At 66.9% G+C, this 17,080-nt stretch carries 15 protein-coding genes; 4 read left to right on the top strand and 11 right to left on the bottom strand.

Going from position 1 to position 17,080, the window contains the following annotated elements:
- On the bottom strand, positions 1 to 881 hold an 881-nt coding region (gene mobF / locus VG899_15510; protein ID HWA67768.1), incomplete at its 3' end, for a MobF family relaxase.
- 206 nt (positions 882 to 1,087) lie between these two features.
- Here mobF (VG899_15510) and VG899_15515 point away from each other — a divergent pair.
- On the top strand, positions 1,088 to 1,444 hold the full coding sequence (locus VG899_15515) for a hypothetical protein (protein ID HWA67769.1): 357 nt from the start codon (positions 1,088 to 1,090) through the stop codon (positions 1,442 to 1,444).
- 71 nt (positions 1,445 to 1,515) lie between these two features.
- Here the strand turns inward: VG899_15515 and VG899_15520 are convergent, their stop codons facing one another.
- The 4 genes from VG899_15520 to VG899_15535 form a co-directional block, all read right to left on the bottom strand.
- Complete coding sequence (locus VG899_15520) at positions 1,516 to 1,821, bottom strand: hypothetical protein (GenBank protein HWA67770.1); 306 nt, start codon at positions 1,819 to 1,821, stop codon at positions 1,516 to 1,518.
- A gap of 118 nt (positions 1,822 to 1,939) precedes the next feature.
- Positions 1,940 to 2,329, bottom strand: a complete 390-nt coding sequence (locus VG899_15525) for a PaaI family thioesterase (protein ID HWA67771.1) — start codon at positions 2,327 to 2,329, stop codon at positions 1,940 to 1,942.
- Between the two features lie 137 nt (positions 2,330 to 2,466).
- Positions 2,467 to 2,904: a MarR family transcriptional regulator gene (locus tag VG899_15530; protein HWA67772.1), complete on the bottom strand. Its 438-nt coding sequence runs from the start codon at positions 2,902 to 2,904 to the stop codon at positions 2,467 to 2,469.
- A gap of 47 nt (positions 2,905 to 2,951) precedes the next feature.
- Positions 2,952 to 3,554, bottom strand: coding sequence for a TetR/AcrR family transcriptional regulator (locus VG899_15535; protein HWA67773.1), 603 nt, complete (start codon positions 3,552 to 3,554; stop codon positions 2,952 to 2,954).
- A 76-nt stretch (positions 3,555 to 3,630) separates the two neighbouring features.
- Between VG899_15535 and VG899_15540 the strand changes: the two genes are divergently transcribed.
- From VG899_15540 to VG899_15550, 3 genes are all read left to right on the top strand, one after another.
- A complete protein-coding gene (locus VG899_15540; GenBank protein HWA67774.1) occupies positions 3,631 to 6,687 on the top strand; it encodes an MMPL family transporter in 3,057 nt (1,018 codons plus the stop codon).
- Positions 6,688 to 6,743: 56 nt separating this feature from the next.
- Entirely contained in the window at positions 6,744 to 7,964 is a 1,221-nt protein-coding gene (locus tag VG899_15545) for a cytochrome P450 (GenBank protein ID HWA67775.1), read from the top strand.
- Between the two features lie 310 nt (positions 7,965 to 8,274).
- Positions 8,275 to 8,565, top strand: a complete 291-nt coding sequence (locus VG899_15550) for a hypothetical protein (GenBank protein ID HWA67776.1) — start codon at positions 8,275 to 8,277, stop codon at positions 8,563 to 8,565.
- 7 nt (positions 8,566 to 8,572) lie between these two features.
- On the opposite strand, the gene VG899_15555 is transcribed toward VG899_15550, so the two are convergent.
- From VG899_15555 to mobF (VG899_15580), 6 genes are all read right to left on the bottom strand, one after another.
- On the bottom strand, positions 8,573 to 9,415 hold the full coding sequence (locus VG899_15555) for a nucleotidyltransferase domain-containing protein (GenBank protein ID HWA67777.1): 843 nt from the start codon (positions 9,413 to 9,415) through the stop codon (positions 8,573 to 8,575).
- Positions 9,416 to 9,710: 295 nt separating this feature from the next.
- A complete protein-coding gene (locus VG899_15560; GenBank protein ID HWA67778.1) occupies positions 9,711 to 11,081 on the bottom strand; it encodes a hypothetical protein in 1,371 nt (456 codons plus the stop codon).
- Complete coding sequence (locus VG899_15565) at positions 11,078 to 12,790, bottom strand: hypothetical protein (protein ID HWA67779.1); 1,713 nt, start codon at positions 12,788 to 12,790, stop codon at positions 11,078 to 11,080. Before VG899_15565 ends, VG899_15560 begins: the two co-directional genes overlap by 4 nt.
- Positions 12,791 to 12,839: 49 nt before the next feature.
- Positions 12,840 to 14,108 (bottom strand): tyrosine-type recombinase/integrase, encoded by a 1,269-nt coding sequence (locus VG899_15570; protein ID HWA67780.1) that lies wholly within the window; start codon positions 14,106 to 14,108, stop codon positions 12,840 to 12,842.
- 26 nt (positions 14,109 to 14,134) lie between these two features.
- Entirely contained in the window at positions 14,135 to 14,341 is a 207-nt protein-coding gene (locus VG899_15575) for a helix-turn-helix domain-containing protein (GenBank protein ID HWA67781.1), read from the bottom strand.
- Positions 14,342 to 14,358: 17 nt separating this feature from the next.
- The coding region (gene mobF, locus VG899_15580; protein ID HWA67782.1) for a MobF family relaxase at positions 14,359 to 17,080 on the bottom strand (2,722 nt) is incomplete at its 5' end.

The raw sequence follows: 17,080 nt of genomic DNA on the forward strand, positions 1-17,080 counted from the left end.
TGGTAGAGGCTGCTCGCGGTCCGGGAGTACCGGTAGATCGCGGCGGTGTCCATCGCCGACCAGCGCCCGTCGATGCCTTGGACAAGGTTCGGGATGACGAGGTGCGTGTGCAGCTGCGGGTCGCCCGCCCGGCTGGACCGATGGTCGAACGCCGCCACGATCAACCCGGACGTGCCGATCCGGTCGGCCCGTTGCCCGTCGCCCTGATGCCCACGAGCCGCGGTCGCCGCGTGCCGTTGCAGGTAGGCGATCACCTCGCCGACCGCGACTTCGTGCGCGGCCCTCGCGGCGGCTGCGACAGCAGGGTCGCCGAGGGCGTAGAGCACCGACACGCTCTTCGGCGCCGACACCGTCACGTCCAAACCCGCACGGCGGATGTCGACCTGCTCCCCGGCGTGCGCGGCCGCGCCGGCGTACCGGTCCGTCCCGTCCGACCCGCAGTAGAGCGCCACCGGATCGACGCCAAGCGCATCGCTGACCCGGCGGACGACCGCGACATCCAGCAACGACGACTCCCCCGCCGCGAGCCGTCGCGCCGCCACCTCGACAGGCTTCGCCAAACCCCGTTCGAGGGGTGGGTGACCTGCCGACTCGATCGCCCGGAGCAGCGGCTCAGCGGGCAACCGGCTGCGCGGATCGGCGCGCAACACCGGCGCGACCAGTCGCGCGCCTTCCGGACCGCAGCCCGCGAGCAGCGACTTGAGCAACTCCTCATCGCCGTCGGTCAAGTCACCGGACAGGCCGACCGCTGCCGTCCCGTCACCGAGCCACCGGCCGCGCGGCTCGCCCGCACCGGTGTAGTAGTCCAGCTCGCAGCCGGCCTGCCGGTCCAGGTAGTAGGTCGCCGCGTCAGCCGCGCCGACCCGCCCAATCGAGATCACGCCCGGATGCTGCAACCAGGGCGTACCCACGAACGTCCCCGTCACTTGTCACGTGACGGGAATCGAACGTGAAATTCGTCCGTCCCGACGGACCGTCAGTCGACCGTCACTGGGTGCTGCGGCGTCCTGCTAACCCGTTACTGACAGGCTGCGGGTACGGTTCGAGCCGGCCGAAAGCGTCCGACCCGCGGCCTACCCTGAGCGGCATGAACGAAGTCCTGACCTGCGCCTACTGCGGGAAGCAGTTCCAGGCCAAGATCCGTTCCGGACCGCCACCGAAATACTGCTCCCAGGCCCACCGGCAGCGGGCCTACCAGGACCGCCGCCGCACCACAGAGCCCGATCAGGTCGAGAAGCTCGAGGCGCGCGTCCGACTACTCGAATACGACAACCGCAAGCTGCGTGAAGCCCTCGACGCGTCAGAGGCTTACGCCCAACAGCTCGAAGACCAGCTCCGCCCACCCCGGCCCGGGCGCGAGCACCTCTACGGCATCGACCCGACGGCCATCCCAGAACCGCCCGCGCCCACGACCCGCTGGCGGCGCGGTCGCCGGACCAACTAACCGTCCGAACCGGCCGCCGTATCCGCGCGAAGCGCAGATACAAGATGTGTGGGGATGCTATGCCGTGGGAGTCAGACACGGTCGCGATGGGCGCTGGCCAGCCAGGCCCGGGTGTCGAGGAGGTCGTGTGGCCCGGGTGGTGTCGGCCGGTTGGGGTCGACGCCGACGGCGCAGACGACGGTGGTGACGGGTTCGTTGCGGTTCCGCCCGGCGGGCAGGATCCAGTGCGTGATCACCAGGTAGTAGCCCCCGGTCTCGGCGAGGACGGTAATCACGTCGTCGTCGCGAGCCCGCAGTGCCGCCCGGTAGGTGGCGAAGTCGTCGATCGCCAGCACCTGGTCATTGACGATTCGGATCAGGCGGTAGCCGGTGCTCATTGGGTCACCGTGCCCTGGAGCGGGGCGGCTGGGGCGGGTGCGGTGACGGTTAGTGGATAACCCGGGGAGATTGCGGCGCGACTGGGCGGTGTCCGGTGGCGTGGGTGGAGGTCCAGGGTTAGCCGGTCTTGGGGGCCATGATCAAGACGGTGCCTTGCGCGACGCCGGCACCGCGCCCGTCGTTGGTGATCTCGACCCGGACCACCGCGGTGCGTTTCGTCACCGCGATGATCTCTGACTCGGCGCGGACTGTCCCGGCGCGGATCGGGGCGAGCAGGTTGAGCTTGAACTCGGTGGTGGCTGCCCACGAGCCGTGGGAGATCACGGTGTAGAGGACTGCGCCGAGGACGTGGTCGGTAAGGGCGCTGATCACGCCGCCATGCAGGCTGCCGAACGGGTTGAGCAGCTCCTCGCGGACCTCCAGCTCGCAGGCCAGCCGGCCGGAGGCGACCTCGACGGTGTGGATGCCGAGATATCGCGGCAGTCCGCCGCCTGCGTCGGACGACAAGGCTCCGAGGGCTTGTTGGTTCTCGGGCGCGAGCGCCGGGAGGTCTGGTTTCGGTAGCGGCACGTGTGGCTCCAGTGTGGTCGACGGCGATGTTCGATCGTGAGGGCCTGGTTGGTGCGGTTGCGCGCGGGTCGGTGCTAGGTGGCCGGCGGGGTCATGGCGCTACACAGTGCTGCGAGAGCGGGCAGTGCGGCGCTGAGGTTGTCGCGTTGACCGACTGGCACTGCAGACAGCGCGTTGTGGACGGCCGATCGTCGAGTCTCCCGAGCGGCTGCGTAGGCCGCGACTCCTCTGGTGGTGGCCTGCACGAGCCACACTCGCTGGTCGTTGGGGTCGGGCTGGCGGGTCACGAGTCCAGCAGTCTCGAGCCGGTGGATCAGCTGGGAGGTGCCGGCCCGACTGGCACCGAGCCGGTTCACGATCTCGGTCTGGGTGACGGTCGCCGGAGGCAGGCACACCTGCAGCACGAGGGCGGCGCTGGCTCCGAGCTCGTCCTCGCCCGGCAGGTGGCGCAGGGCGGGGGCGACCTCGTCGATCCAGGCCAGGACCTGGTCGACCAGGTCAGCGCGTGACACAGGATCGGTACGCGGCCGGCCTTGTCGAGCCGGCGGCGGTGGTGGTGTCACCGCTTCTTCGCGGCGCGTCGTGGCGCAGTCAGCCCGCCGAGAAGGATCTGCTGGACCAGTTCGATGATGTGGTCGACATCGTTGGTCGTCGAGGTCACCATGATCCCGAGGCCGGCCATGGTGACCGCGCCGAAAATGGTGGCTGCGGCGCCGACCGGATCGTCCATGGGTCGAAGTGATCCATCGGCGGCGCCCTCGGCGAGCAGTCGGTCCAACGGTGCGTAGAACGCCTCGTTAATCGCGGCTGCGATCTCCGGCAAGCGTCCGGCCCGACCGAGGTCGCCGATCAGCGCCCGGCACACGGCGGGGTGTTCGAACATGAGGCGGAGCTGGGCGTCGATGACGGAGCGGAGCCGTTCTTCGCCGGTTCCTGGAGCGCTGGCCGCGACCGCGACATCTCCGGCGACGAGGGACAGAAAGTCGTGGAACAGGAAGGCGAGGACTTCTTCCTTGCCGGCGAAGTAGTAGTACAGGGTCGCTTTCGGGACGCCGGTGACCTCGGCGATCTCTTCGATCTTGGTGTTGTCCAGTCCCTGGTCGGCGAGCAGCTCGCCGGCTCGGTAGAGCTTGGCGGCGAGCTGGGTCGGGACCGGTCGCATATCGGGCAGCTCCTGTTCCCACGGTATATGCCAATGATTTAGACTTCGAGTACAAACTATCGGTTGGGAGGTCGGTGTGCGTCAACCCACCTCACGCCCGCGCGCGCTTGCCCATCCGGTTGATCGTCTGGTCCGCGGGTCGCTGCGCCGGCCGTGGTTGGTGCTCGGTGTGTGGGCGGTGCTCGCGATCCTGCTGAATACCGCGGTCCCGCAGCTCGAGACGGTCGTGCAGCACAGCAGCGCGCCGTTTTTCCCGGCGAGCGCCCCGTCGGTGCGGGCGTTGGAGGCCATGGACAAGGCCTTCGGTTCGGGTGACACCCGCTCAGACGCGTTCGTAGTCCTGGTCGACACCGCTGGGCTATCCGCGTCGGACACGACCACCTACCGCGGGCTGGTGCGGGGAATCGCCGCGCAGCCTCAGCGGGTTCCCGACCTGCAGGATTGGATTGACCATCCGCAGCTTCGACGGGTTCTCATCAGCAAGGACCATCGCGCGACCTATCTGCCTCTGGGGCTCTCGAGCGATATCGGGTCGGCCGCGTCGATCGCCGACGTCAAATGGCTCCGCTCACTCGCTGCGACGGTGCCACGCGGGCCGACCACCCGCGTCTATGTCACCGGGGACCCGGCGACCATCACTGACCTGAACGACACGGTCGACCGAACCTCGAAGCGGATCACCGTGATCAGTCTGCTCGCGTTGATCGCGATCCTGATCCTGATCTACCGCCGGCCGGTCACCATTCTGGTGCCGCTCGCGACGATCGGCATCGCCGTGGCCTGCACCCGCGGCGTGCTCGCGCTGTCCGGACAGGCCGGGTTCCCGGTGTCGACCTTCACCCCGGCGTTCATCGCCGCGATCGTGCTCGGCGCGGGAACCGACTACACCGTGTTCTTGATCGCCCGGTTCCAGGAAGAGTTGCGTAACGGACTCGAGCCACGCGAGGCGATCGCCGTCGCCGGCGTAAGGATCGGGCGCGTGCTGGCGGCCTCCGGCGCGACCGTCATCATCGGGAGCGCCCTGCTCGGCTTGGCGAACCTCGCGATCCTCGCGGCAACCGGCCCGGCGATCGCGATCGCGATCGCGGTGACCGCGCTGGTCAGCCTGACCGTTACCCCGGTCCTGATCGCGTTCGCAGGGACCCGGATCGCGGCGAAGCACGCGCCCAAACCCGATGGGCTCTGGGTACGCACCGGGCGGCTGGCCGCGGGCCGACCAGCGGCGGTGCTAGTGGTCGGACTGATCCTGCTGGTCGGGCTCGCCGCCTTCTTCCCGACCATGCATCTGTCGTTCGACGAGAGGTCGGCACAGCCGCCCTCGACCCCGAGCAACCAGGGGTACGCCGCGCTGAACGCGCACTTCCCGGCGAACGAGACCCTGCCCGACTATCTGCTGGTCGAGGCTGACCACAGCCTGCGCGACCCTGCGGACCTCGCCGCGTTGAACTCGCTGAGCGAGTCACTGACCAAGATCCCCTCCACGCAGACCGTCTACAGCCTGACCCAGCCCAGCGGCCGGCCACTCAAACCAGCGACCATCGCCAGCCAGGTCGGAACGCTCGCCCACCGGCTCAACACGGCCAGCCAGAAGCTGGCCGCGAAGCGCCACCAACTCGGCTCGTTCAGCTCCGGCTCCACGCGGCTGACCTCAGGCGCCGCCCAACTCGGCGCCGGCTCACGGGCCGCGACCAACGCGGTCAGCCGGTTCATCGTCGGGCTGAGCAAGGAACACAACGGGCTGGGCCGGGCCGCCACCGGCCTCGGGCAAGCGGGCCACGGCGCCAGCCGGCTCTCGGCCGGAGCGCTGACCCTTGGCCGCGACCTGCACCAGGCCCACGACCAGGTCGCCCAGGCCGTATCGGGCCTCGGCCAGATCAGCGGTGCGCTCGACGCCGACCCGTTGTGCACCGTCGACCCGATCTGCCGCAACGCCCGCAAGGCCCTGCGCACCATCTATCTCGCTGAGCACGACAAGCTGCTGCCCGGCCTGAACCAGGCCGCCGACGGCGCGACCCGGATCGGCCACGGTGACGGCACCCTGGCCAGCGGCCTGCAACGGCTGCACGCCGGGTTGACCCGGGCCGAGAACGGCACCGCCCAGCTGAACGCCGGCGAGCGGCTGTTCCAAACCAAACTCGGGCAACTGTCCAACGGGGTAAGTCAGCTCGCTTCCGGTGTCGGCCAGCTGCCATCAAACGTGCAGAAGCTCCTCGACGCCACTGGCAAGCTCAATCACGGACTCACCAAGGCCGGCGGCTACCTCCAGCAGGTCAGCACCCACGCCGACACACCGGAGGCCGCCGGCTTCTATCTGACCGCCAGCGACTTGGCCCGGCCAGCGTTCAGCCTCGCCCAACAGCTGTTCCTGAGCCCCAACGGTCACCTTGCCCGGATCCAGATCGTCGGCACCACCGACCCGCTGACCAACAGCGGCCAAGCGCGCTACCACCAGATCGAGAGCACCGCCGCACTCTCCATCCGCGGCACGTCCCTGCATGGTGCGCACCTTCAGCTCACCGGTGCCGGCGGCTTCGGCAACGACCTCGACAACTACCTGCACCAGGACGCGCAACTTGTCGCGTTGGCCGTCCTCCTGTCGGTCTTCCTGATCCTCGTCGTCGCCCTGCGTGCACTGGTCGCACCGCTGTACCTGCTCGCCTCGGTCGTGCTTTCCTACGCTGCGGCCATGGGCCTGACCACCCTGGTCTGGCAGCACCTCCTCGGCCACCAGATCGACTTCTTCGTGCCAGTGCTCGGCTTTGTGCTGCTGGTCGCTGTCGGCGCCGACTACAACATCCTTCTCATGTCCCGACTCCGCGAGCATGACGACGTACCGACTCCACAGACTGTCGCTCGCGCCGTAGCCAGCACCGGAGCGGTCATCACCTCGGCGGGCATCATCTTCGCGACGACCTTCGCCGCCCTCCTCGGATCGCCGCTGCTCGGCCTGGCCGAGATCGGTTTCGCGATGGCATCGGGCCTGCTGTTGGACACCTTCGTCGTCCGCACCCTGATCGTCCCCGCCTGCGCCACACTCATCGGCGGCCGGAACTGGTGGCCATCCAAACACGCCACCCGCGAGTCACCTGACCGCGACCACCACGAGGTCCTCACGCCCATCCAGCACGCCTGACCCGGCGGCGGCGCGGGTCGGACCCGCGCGACGCCTCGATCTCAAGGAGACCCGCAGTGGCGACCACCATGGTGCACAACCTGGACCTTCACGAGATCGACGTGCTCAGCCTCGAACGCCAAGAACTCTTCGACGCCGTCGACGCGGCCAGGTCACAACACTGGCTGGCGAGGACCGCACTCGGATACCTGCTGCTGGACTACAGCGATGTCGCTGCCATTCTGGCCGACCGCCGCTTCCACTCGGCACTCTCACTCCTCCCTGGGATCGCCGACGCCGACAGCTCGTTTCGGGAACGCCGCCAGCGCTCGATCCTGGCCACCGAAGGCGATGAGCACAGCCGGCTTCGCCGCCTCGCCTCACCCGCCTTCACGCCCCGGGCCACCGAACGGCTTCGCCCCTTCATGCGACAGGTCATGGAGGGACTTGTCGACTCCATCGCCGAACGCGGGGGCTGCGAGTTCGTGACCGAGATCTGCGAGCCCTATCCGATCCCGATCATCTGCGAGCTGCTCGGCGCACCGAAGGAGGACTGGGAGCTGTTCTCCCGCTGGGCCACCGACATCTTCCGGATCTTCAACAACGACGTCGCTAACGACCTCCCCACCATCCAGGCAGCGATGGCTGAGCTTGACCAGTACGTCACCGACCTGATCAATCAGCGCCGACAGCTCCCCGCCGACGACCTGCTCAGCCGGCTCATCGCCGCTGAAGAACAAGGCGACCGGATGACGACCGCGGAGTTGATCATGATGACCGAGGCGGTCCTCATGGCTGGCACCGACACCACCCGCAACCAGCTGGCGTGCGCCGTGGCCCTGTTCGCCCAACACCCGGACCAGTGGAAGGCCCTGGCCGAGGAACCGAGCCTGGCACCACAAGCGGTCGAGGAGACCCTGCGGCACCTCGGTGCCGTCCGATCCACCGTGCGGGTCGCTGCCGAGGACATCGACTACCGCGAGGTGACCTTTCCAGCCGGAACCCTCGTCTCGCTCGGCCTCGCCGTCGCCAACCACGACGCGAACCAATGGCCCGACCCGTACCGGTTCGACATCACCAGGCCTGCAACCGGCGCCCCGCAGATGACATTCGGGTCAGGCATCCACTACTGCCTCGGCGCCTCCCTGGCCCGAGCCGAGCTCCAAGAGGCGCTTCCCATCCTCGCCCGGCGCATGCCCGACCTCCGCCTCGACGGAACCATCGCCTGGAAACCGCCCACCGTCGGCATCTGGGGCCCCGCGCGCCTCGACGTCGTGTTCCAACCGGCATCCGCCTGACCCGTGCTACCCAGACCTTTGACCCTCACGACACGCAGCCGAGAGGCCAGGCGCCCAAAGGCTCGAGATGCGTTCAACCTTCGACCCACACGCGCGAGAGCGGCAGCGCGTTTCGTTCGTATCGATCGTTCTGACAACCGATAGTCCCCCGCTTTCCAGGCCATCTCATACCGCGGGGCCGAGTACGGATGTAGAGCGCCTGGTCGACTACCCCTTAGCGGCTGAGCTCGCGGGTTGCGCGATCGACCAGGATCGCGGCCCAGCGAACTGAATCCCGCGCTCGTCGACTCGACACGACCGTGAGACCGTAGTGAGCTTCGTCTTTACGGTCGAGCAGCTTCATCAGGGTGTCGCTGAGTTTCTTGCCGTCGGCTACGGCGGTGCGGAGCATGACGCCGGCGTCCCGGTGGTTCTCGCCGCGATGAATCTCCCCCAGCCGGATCGCGCAGATGGCATCCGAGGCAGCGATGCCGGCAAGGACGGCCAAGCCGGCGGCGACTCCGGGCATCGCGGAGTCGATGTCGTCGAGAACGAGCTCTGCGACTTGCACGCACGCGCGGGCGTATTCGAGACGCTGGCGGGCCTCTGCTCGTCCCGCTGACTTGGCCCTAGCCATCGGTGCCGGTGCCGGCCGACCAGATCGACATTGCCCTGATCCGATGCAGCTCGATCCCGTCGCGCTGAATCTCTTGGAGTAGTGCGAGATGCGCTTCGGCCGGGTGGCGCCATTCATGGAACGAAAGGTCGACGACTTGGAGCGAGTTTCCGGTCCAGCGCTCCGCCTTGTCGCGAAGGGCGTCGAGCTGCTGCTCCCACTGTGCTGCCGCGCTGTCGATCTCGGCCGCGACCGCGAAAGCGCCAAGGGCGTCGGCGAACTGGGACTTGATCGTCGAGGTGAGCCGAGGTGGTTTCGGTTCACCGGGAAATGGCGGGTGGACGATGAACAGGTCGATGTCGCTGGCATCGTCGCCGTCTCCCCTGGCGACTGAGCCGAACACCGAGGCGAACAGCGGTTGCACCTTCCAGTTCGTGAACTCGCTGCGGAAGTTCTCCCACAGGCGATTTCGGAGGTCGCTGAGAAGGACCGCGACCTCGGCGGCGACATGATCGCGGTTGAGTTCATGCACCTGGTTGCGGCCCATCAGGGTCGCGCGGACGATCCCCTGCTCGACCAGCCGCGCCAGGCTTCGCCGGATTCCGATCTCTGATCCGCGCGCTGCCTGCTGAGCGACTTGGCCCACGGTGAGTGGACGTCCCGAGGCAGCGAGGACAGCGAGCACCGGCCCGTCGAGGGTCGGGGTGACCGCTCGTGTCGGATCAGATACATCCATATCTAAAAGTATAGAAGCGTATCTATTGTGATCGTCAAGACTCGCAACGCGTGGCGACTGCACCGAGCTCTCTGGCGGCTTGGCCGCGCGCCATAGATGATCTTGATCGGCAGCCTTCAAGATCAACTCTCGGGGGGTCTATGGGGGGTCTATCACTCTGTAGACCCCCCAAACAGCCCCAAAAGTCGACCAAGATCAAACAAGCGTCTCCGCAGGTCAGGGGCCTTTTTCGCGTAAGTCGATCTTGGTAAAAAGTCGACAATTCGCGAGTTCAAGTCCCCCCTCCGACACGTTTTGCAGGCCCCTGACCTGCGGTTTTACCCGCGAATCTCGCCGGATCCGGCGCTCGGGGGGTCTATCTCTACTTGAGGGTTCAAGAGGTTGCGCAGCGGAGTGGCCCTCATGCGTGCGTCGGCTAGCGATTCTGTGTAGTCGGACCAAGTGGGGTGCCTGATCGAAGGCGGACCTCTTTGTCCCACTTGAAGACCGCGATCCTGGCGACGATGCTCGTCGCCCACCGGATGTCTTCTTCGCTCGACTCGTTGACTGCGCGACCGTGAGCGGAGTCGTTGCGATTGCCCCTAAGCCGATGGAGCAGATCCTTCTCAGTGGGGCGAAGCGGGACGCCGCAGTCAGAGGCAGTGACGTCCAACTTCATTGCCATTGATGGCTCGTTCAACATTGCGACCACACGCTCCACCCTGTCTCGCTGGTCGACGGTCAATGGTGTCGAGCTCGTAGCTGCGTTGCGAATTGCCCTTCGCTGCGCGGCACTGAACCGACGCGGGACGGTGGCGCCGGCTATCAGGAATTCGATCGCGTCCCAGATGGCTTGTACGCGCTGCACGGACGGCACGTGGTCGTCGGCTGCTCGGCGCAAGGCAGAAAATGCATTGGCGAGCCCTTCGGGGGCACCGGCGGCGATGAGGCTCGCCCATTCCCGCGTGTGGTCGGTCATGTTCAAGTCTGCGTCGGCCAACTCGCTCGCGAGCTCCCTCACGAGCAAGCGATCTGTTCCGAGGCCGCGCGTGACGACGCAATCGACGAGCCCCGGGCGGGCTCGACCTTGCGCGCGTGCGTATTGAGTCTTGGTGCCGTCGGGCATTACCGAGAGCCCGTACAGAACGGTCGTCAGAAGCGCGTCGACTGCGTGTCGAATCCGCGCGATCGCTGCTTGCTCAGCGACGTACAGATTGTCGCCAACCTGGTATGTGATCGCTACGCACGCGACCTCGCAGAAAGGGGCAAATAGGGCGCCGTAGTCGTGCCCGCCGTGGTGCCGCGGAATGAGTTCAACAGGACCTATGCGGAGCAGTTCGTCGAGTACGACACCGGTCACCGGCATCAGTACCTGAAAGACCTCTCGTGGTGCTTGGTCAGCGCCTTGAATCTGGAGGCGCGAATCTGGCAATCCTGCTGACCGGGCAAGGATGTATACGTATTCGGGCACAGGGATGTTGGCAGCACGCGCTCGCGTAGCAATTCGCTCCGCCAATTCAGTCGCGCCGATAGCCGAGACCTGCGTGCCAACGTCAGTTGGCTCCGCCGTATCTGCAAAGCCAGTGAATTGAACGTTTGAGGCTTGGTCGAGAAGCACGCGGACTTGAAGGGGGGCAAGGAAGTCGACCGGCCCACTCGTGCCGCTTCGAAGCAAGAATTCGGCGCGGGGTCGATCCTTGATGCTTTGGTGGGTTGTGGCCCGGTCCACGAATCGGCGCTCGCCGCCGAAGTCCGCTTCAGCTTGCAGGATTGGACCAGTGCCGAGCGGATCCCGCCATTCAGTCACGGTCCCTCCTGTTGGACGTCCCGCGAGTTCACTCGATCCCGGGCTGTCGTGATCGCCACCTGTTGGAGCGTCGGCAGAAGTTCGCCTAGCAAAACGATCGCAAGCTCTGCGGCAGGGGCTGAACCGTCGACGGCGAAGCGCTCAATCGCAGATCGTCCAGCCGCGAGCAGGTCAGCCGCGGTATCGACGCCTGATGCGCTGATTGCGGCAAGGCCATAAAGGAGCGCACCCTCAGGCAGCCCATTGGCGATCGAACGGTCGACTGCGTCGAGAAGCCAAGGGCGGCTATCGCTGACATTTGGCTCGTGTCGTGACGGTCCGAGGGTCATGAGGCGGGCCACCGTCAGGGCTAGCTGCCGAATGTGCTCTCCAACCGTTGGTGAAAACTTGTACGCCTCCATTTGGCCAGCACGGAAGCTGAACTCGGTTGGCTTTGCAAGATCGTCCATTGCAGCTACGAGGAAGCGAAGAACGACAAGCACCGCGATTGCGGCCTGCCGTTCGCGTTGAAGCCCCTCACTTCTCGTCGCATCAAGCATCCCGAGCTGTTCGGAGTCCAAAGGCAGACTGATCGTTACCGCATCGTCTCCGGCGGCTTCACGGGCCCGTTGCACTTGGTCGAGCGCCGCGTGAACCTGTCGGAGGAGGCCACCGAATGCCTGCTTGTCTTTCGCGATCGCAGCGAACATCTCGTCGAATTTCGGCACCTCCCCATACGCGGCTTCGACCTTCGTGGCAGCTCGTGCAAGTTCAGCGGCGAGCTGCTGGAGGTCAGCCGGCGGAAAACCGATTTGCCCTGCGGCTTCAGATTCAGCCTGGTTCGGTGCCGCAGATCCATCCTGCTCGGGTTCAGCGGTTAGTTGCTCACCTGTCGAGATCGGGTCGGGTTCGGGGGTTGTCTGCGGAATCACCTCTGCTGGGTCGGCCATATTGGGTTGTTCTGCTGAATGGGCGCTTGACGATCCTGCCGCGCGTCGTGCCCGCGCCCGCCTTAACAGCAACTGGGCACGATCGACATCCTCAAGTCCGATCTCACGTAGCTGCCACTGTTGTTGCTGCGGTAGCTGGTCGGGATCGAGTTCGACCAAAGTCGGTCGGCCATAGAGGACTTCAGCCGCCAGTTGCCGGACGTACAGCGAGTCCGCATTTATAAGTTCAGCCTGCTCCTCCAAGATGGCTGCGAAGCCATCTGCGAGTCTGTTCATCAGCGGCGGCACGACCTCGTCGAACGCCGCTGGTGAGACGCCGTCGGCAGTGATACGGACCGCGCCGTCGCCGTACCAGCCCACTCGCCCAGGCTCCGCTCCGGTGATGTCCCGCAGTTGTTGCAGTTGGGGCATCGCCCTGAGTTCGTCAAAGATCGCGATGCTGTCCTGCGAGTCGATAAGGCCGTGGGACGTCAGTTCTCCGAAAGGCGATTCAATCGCCTGTAAGAGGTGAGTAAGCAGATCGCGAAGCGCTGTCCAGACGCGAGCTGTTCGAGCCTCGGTCGATTCAGTATCGCTGGCGCGTAGTTCTTCGAGCGCAGCCTGCAGTCGCGACATTGCTCTGACAGCAGCCTGGTATGGAGACCCGGCGGACAAGATCTTCAAGCGAGACGTCGCGAGATCGAGGCGTGCTACCTCGACATCCTCAAGCGGTCGAGCGATCTCAAACTGAACTGACGGCGGCGCCGAGGCAAGCCCAATGAGATGCAACCGAGCGGCCATAGCCTAGGTCTACCGCACACCACCGACCGAGAACGGCCGATGGAGAACATCAGCCGTGCTCCGGCGAATGAGTCCCTCCGACGATGAGCTCCGTCATAAGTGCCGCAGCTCGAGCGGAGCGCTCTTTTAGGACGTGTGAGTAGACGGTCCGGGTGACCATGACGCTGTTGTGGCCGAGGAGTTGGGCGACGATCTGGTCGTCGACGCCGGCGAAGATCATCGCGGTCGCGGTGGTGTGCCGGGTGTCGTGAAGGCGAAGCATTGGCAGCGGCTGGTCAGGGTGCTTCTTGTTGTACGCGGTGATCATTCGCTTGAACGTCCGTGACAGGTGGTCGGGATGCAGGGGCGTACCGATGGTTCCGTCGGGCTGGTTGCGGCCGTCGCTGGTGAAGACGTAGTCGGACTCGAACCACTTCCCCGCCGCGACCGCCGTGTCGCGTTCGGCGGTCCAGCGTTCGCGATGCGCATTCATCACATCGATGAGGACTGCGTCGAGTGGGACGAACCGGCCCTTCCCTTGGCCTTTAGTGGTGTCGCGTTCGATCACCTTGCCGCTGTACGTGGTGGTCCGGTTGCGGGTCAGTGCGAGGGTGCCGTGCTCGAGGTCGACGCTGGGCCAGCGCAGACCGAGCAGCTCGCCGCGTCGGGCGCCGCGGGTGAAGTACAGCCAGAACAGTGCGATCAGCCGGTTGTCGGCGTAGTGGGTCAGGAACGCGAGGATCTGTTCGGGTTCCCAGATGACGTAGCTGCCCTGGTCGGACTTCGACGGCGTACGGGGTGCGTCGTCCTTGCCGATCTGGGTGCACGGGTTGGTACGCCGTAGCGGCGGGTCGGCGGTGATCGCGTCGCGGAAGCAGGCCCGCAGGATGTTGTGGATGTATGCGGTGGTCCGCTGCGACAGGGGTCCGCGACCGCCCGGGCTGCCTTCGGTCATCAGCCGGTCGTAGAGCTTGATCAGGTCGCGGGCTCCGACGTCGCGGACGTAGAGGTGGCCGAGGTCGGCACGGATGTGCAGCCGGACGTACTTGCGGTAGGACTCGAGCGTGGTCTCACTGAACCGGCCGAGCCGGACCCGGCGGGTGAGGATCGCGTCCCACTGCTCGAACCATTCGTTCATCGTGAGACCGCGCCCGGCGACCGGCTTGCCGTCGTGGGTGGCGTCCTCGCCGGTCTGTTCCCGGATCCAGCGGGTGCCTGCGGCGCGGCTCTTGAGGCCTTTCTTGCGGCGGCGCTGGCCGTAGACGGTGACTTCGGCGGTGTAGGTGCGCGTGTCGGGGTTGAGGTAGACGGTGCCTTCTCCCCTGCTGCGGCGCCCCACGATCCGTGTCCTCTCTATTGCGTCGGTTACAGCCGGCCGGCGGTGCGGGTCATCCAGGCCCGCAGGTCGCCGGGCTCGAACCGCAGCTCGCGGCCGAGCTTGAGGGCTTTGAGCTCGCGGCGGTGCCGGTAGACCCAGTCCTTGCTCATCTGCAGGACCGCCGCGACTTCATCGACAGTCATCAATCGCTCGAGCGCAAGGGGCTGCGCGGGATCTGTGGACAGGGCGGTCATGTCGTCTCCTTCATGGGTCAGCGGCCGAGGGAACGGCCGCGGTCGGGCTGGGGGTAGATCTGCTGCCGGTACAGGTCCTCGTCGTACGGGCTGCGTGGTCTCGTCGCCGGAAGCTGCTGGGAGGCGAGTCGCTGGACTCGGCTGTCGCGGAGGCGTTCGACGAGTTCCGCGGTCAGCGCTGCCGCGGTTCGCTCGGGACTATCAACTGGTGGCCCGCACTCGGGCTCGTAGGTCGTGTCGGCGGCGAGGTAGATGTGGTTCTCGTTGCGGCCGCGGGACAGCGCGACGTAGCCGTGTTCGCGGGTGATGGGTCCGAGCCCGTAGACCAGGGTGGTGTCGACGGTCAGTCCTTGGGCTTTGTGCATGGTGGTGGCGTAGCCGAGGTCGATCGCACCAGCCGCCATCATCGGCTGGTCGACGGTGACCTGGTGGCCGTCGTCGAAGGCGAGTACGGCGCGAGCGCGTCGTACGTCGACGTCGGCGACTGTCCCGCGCTGGCCGTTGGTCAGGCCGTGGTCGCGGTCGTTCATGGCGACGATGATCCGGTCGCCCGTCCGGAAGGCCCGCTGGCCGGCGCTGGTGGTGATCGTGAGCTCGTCGTCTCCGAGAGCACCGGTATCGACCTGCTGTTGGTGGATCGTCTGGTTGAGCCGGCTGACGTCGCTGCGTCGGGCGGCGAGGACGAGGACGTCGTCGCCAGAGGTAGCGGCTCGCTGGTAGTCGCCCGCGATCTGCTCAAGCAGCTCGGGCTTATTGGGTGCGGTGTGGATCCGACCGTGACGACGGTAGGCGTCGAGGGCGGTGACCGGGTCGCCGTCGCGAAGGGTGCGCAGCGCTTCCTGTTCCCAGGTTTCGCGTTGCCGCTGGTTGCTGGTCAGGTGGATCGCGGCGGGTTGGGCGGCGAGGGTGGCGAAGATGCCTCCGGCGCCGATCTCGGGCAGCTGGTGCGGGTCGCCGACGGTGACGAGTTTCCCGTCGGCTGCGGCGACGTGGGCGAGCAGTCGGTGCAGGGTGCGGGTGTCGACCAGGCCGGCTTCGTCGAGGACGAGGACGACACCGGGCGGCAGGCCGTGACGGTCGGCGTCGTGCAGGGTCTTGGTGAGGCTGTGGCTCGGGATGCCGGTCGCGGCTTCGAGTTCGCCGGCGGCGAGCCAGGACAGGCTCGCTCCGATGACGGGCTTTCGTGCGGCCGCCCAGAGTTGATGCGTGGCCGCGAGTGCCGCGGTCTTGCCGGAGCCGGCCGGTCCGGCGAGCACATCGACCCGACGCCCGGAGCTCACCAGTTCACGGACCGCAGCGGTCTGCTCTGCGGACAGGCCTGTCGAGTCGAAGGCGGTGGCGACGATCATCGGATGCACGACCGCGGCCGGCTCCGTCGGTGTCGTGGTGGCGAGGGTGAGGGTGGCGCGTTCGATCGTGAGCAGCTCGATGGTCGTGTAGCGGCGTTCGCGCGGGCTGCCGGAGATGACCGGGACGACTTCGTCGCGGTCGAGCAGCTCGAGCACGACGCGGTCGAGGTCGGCGAGGGTGACTGGAGTTCCGGCGTACTCATCGCAGACCGCGCGGGCGAGGTCTTGACGGGTGAAGCTGGTCTGGCTGGCGGTCAGGCCTTCGGACCCGAACAGCCCGGCGGCGAGCAGGTCGAGGTCCGGTGGACCAGGAGGTGCGACGCGACTGAGAAGATTCGCGATGGTCTTGTCCGCGACCCCATGGGCTGCGGCCTCGGCCCGCCAACGGTCCCGAAGTCCCTCAGCGCCGCCGCGGCGTTTGGCCGGCCGGGTGTCGAGGCACGCGGTCTGTGCCGCCTTCGCACCCGTCGTTCCGCGGTTGGCCATGGCCTGCTTGATCTGCGCGCTTCGCTTGGCGAAGACGGCCAGCGCTCCCGGCGGCATCGCCTCGATCTCGGCGATTCCCTGCTGCACCGGCGTCCAGCCGACCCCGAGACGCCGGGTCAGCTCGCCGCGCAGGACTGCGTGGTAGATGCTGCTCGCGGTTCGGGCGTGCCGGTAGATCGCGGCGGTGTCCATCGCCGACCACCGGCCGTCGCTCCCCCGGACCAGGTTCGGGATCACCAGATGGGTGTGCAGCTGCGGATCGCCGGCACGGCTGGACCGGTGGTCGAACGCCGCTACGATCAGCCCGTCGGTCGTGATCCGCGGCACGGTGCGACCGTCGCCGTGATGCCCGCGGGCGGCGGTCGCTGCATGCCGCTGCAGATAGGCCACCACCTCACCGACCGCCATGTTGTGCGCATCACGAACCTGGCTGGCCGTGTCTGGGTCGCTGAGGCCGTAGAGCACGCTGACCGACTTCGGCGCCGACACCGTGACGTCTAGCCCGGCCCGGCGGATGTCGACCCGCGCGCCGGCATGATCGAGCGCTTCGCCGTACCGGTCCCGGCCGTCGGTGTCGCGATAGAGCCCGGTCGGATCGAGCCCGACCGCCGCCGCAACCCGGCGAACCACGTCGATATCGAGGGTCGCGTCCTGCTCGGCGAGCCGACGCTTAGCCGCTTCCAGAGTCGTCGCCGCGGGCAGGTCAGCGGTCGCCATACCCGTGGTCTCGAGCGCTCGGATGAGTCGTTCGGCAGGCAGCCGTCGCCGTGGGTCGGCGCGCAGCACTGGAGCGACCAGCTGGTCACCGCCTGCGCCGCAGCCGTTGAGCAAGGCCCGCAATGCACGCTCGCCCGCATCGTCGAGGGCACCGGTCAGGCCGGCGGCGCGGGCGCCGTCTCCGAGC

The sequence above is a fragment of the Mycobacteriales bacterium genome, from assembly GCA_035550055.1.
Taxonomy (GTDB): domain Bacteria; phylum Actinomycetota; class Actinomycetes; order JAFAQI01; family JAFAQI01; genus DASZTV01.